Origin of the sequence: Stenotrophomonas sp. YIM B06876 (assembly GCF_030711595.1) — a bacterium.
Taxonomy (GTDB): domain Bacteria; phylum Pseudomonadota; class Gammaproteobacteria; order Xanthomonadales; family Xanthomonadaceae; genus Stenotrophomonas.
Map to the genome: position 1 here is coordinate 1 of NZ_JAUJUJ010000148.1, position 1886 is coordinate 1886.

Below are 1886 nucleotides of genomic sequence, written 5' to 3' on the forward strand. Positions count from 1 at the left end.
TGCCCGTGTGGCAGGCCACACGGCCGCCGCCGGCTGCGAGAACAGCGCCTTCGGCCTTGGCGATTTCCACGTAAGACAGGTCTTGCTCCAGTTGCGCCTGGCTGACCACGGGGCCGATGTCGGTGCCGGCGGCACGGGCGTCACCCACCTTGATCTTCTTCATGCGCGCCTGCAGCGCCGCTATGAAGGCGGGGTAGATCCTGTCGGTCACGATCAGGCGGCTCGACGCCGTGCAACGCTGGCCGGTGGAATAGAAGCAGCTCTGCGCCGACAGCTCCACGGCCTGGGCCAGGTCGGCATCGTCGAGCACCACCTGGGGGTTCTTGCCGCCCATCTCGAGCTGCACCTTCTTGCCACTCTTGACGCAGGCTTCGGCAATGCCGCGGCCCACGCCGACCGAGCCAGTGAAGCTGATGGCAGCCACATCCGGGTGCTGCACCAGGGCGTTGCCGATGACGCTGCCCCGGCCCATGACCAGGTTGAAGACTCCGGCCGGAATACCCGAGCGCTGGATGATGTCGGCCAGCGCCCAGGCGCTGCCGGGCACCAGGTCGGCGGGCTTCAGGACCACGCAGTTGCCAAAGGCCAGGGCCGGGGCGATCTTCCAGGCGGGAATCGCGATGGGGAAGTTCCACGGCGTGATCAGGCCGACCACCCCGATGGACTCGCGCGTGATCTCCACACCGACGCCGGGGCGCACGGAAGGCAGGGTCTCGCCGGCCAGGCGCAGGCACTCGCCGGCGAAGAACTTGAAGATCTGGCCCGCGCGGGCCACTTCGCCCATGGCTTCGGGGCGGGTCTTGCCTTCCTCGCGGGCCAGCAGGTCACCGAGCTCTTCCTTGCGCGCGAGGATTTCGCTGCCGATCTTGTCGAGCGCATCGTGGCGCGCCTGGATGCCGGAGGTGGACCAGGCGGGGAATGCGGCGGTGGCGGCGGCCACGGCTGCGTTCACAGCGCTGGCATCGCCCTGGGCGTACTCGCCGATCACGTCGGAGAGGTCGCTGGGGTTGACGTTCGGGGTGTAGGACTTGCCGGGAGCCCAGGCACCGTTGATGAGGTTGTCGAATTGTTGCAAGAGGTTCTCCAGAATGGGGATGGGGGGCTCAGCGCACCAGGCAGGGGCGCTTGGGGTCGAATTTCCAGCCGGGCACGAGGTATTGCATGGCGATGGCGTCATCGCGCGCGCCCAGGCCGTGCTGCAGATAGAGGGCGTGGGCTTGGGCCAGCGCGGTGCGGTCCACGGTCACGCCCAGGCCGGGGGCTGTGGGCACTTCAACGAAGCCGCCCTTGATTTGCAGCGGATTCTGCGTGAGGTGCTGGCCGTCCTGCCAGATCCAGTGCGTGTCGATGGCGGTGACCTTGCCTGGTGCGGCCGCGGCCACCTGCGTGAACATGGCCAGGGAGATGTCGAAGTGGTTGTTCGAATGCGAGCCCCAGGTCAGGCCCCAGTCGCGGCAGGTCTGGGCCACGCGCACCGAGCCGGCCATGGTCCAGAAATGCGGGTCGGCGAGCGGAATGTCCACCGACTGCAGCGACAGCGCATGCACCATCTGGCGCCAGTCGGTGGCGACCATGTTGGTGGCCGTGGGCAGGCCGGTGGCGCGGCGGAACTCCGCCATCACCTCGCGGCCCGAGAAGCCGTCTTCGGCGCCGCAGGGGTCTTCGGCATAGGCAACGATGCCGTGCATGTCGCGCATCAGGCGCACGGCGTCCTTCAGCAGCCAGCCGCCGTTCGGGTCGAGCGTGACGCGGGCCTCCGGAAAGCGCTGGTGCAGGGCGGTGACGGCCGCGACCTCGTCTTCGCCGCGCAGCACCCCGCCCTTGAGCTTGAAGTCGTTGAAGCCGTAGCGCGCGTGGGCCGCCTCGGCCTGGCGCACGATGGATTC

The 1886-nt window shown here is 68.5% G+C and carries 2 protein-coding genes; both read right to left on the reverse strand.

Going from position 1 to position 1886, the window contains the following annotated elements; all coding sequences use genetic code 11:
- Positions 1 to 1075 (reverse strand): aldehyde dehydrogenase family protein (locus QZH66_RS15550; RefSeq protein WP_305806810.1); only part of this gene is annotated, 1075 nt, incomplete at its 3' end.
- Between the two features lie 28 nt (positions 1076 to 1103).
- A partial coding sequence (locus QZH66_RS15555) for an enolase C-terminal domain-like protein (protein ID WP_305806811.1) occupies positions 1104 to 1886 on the reverse strand: 783 nt, incomplete at its 5' end.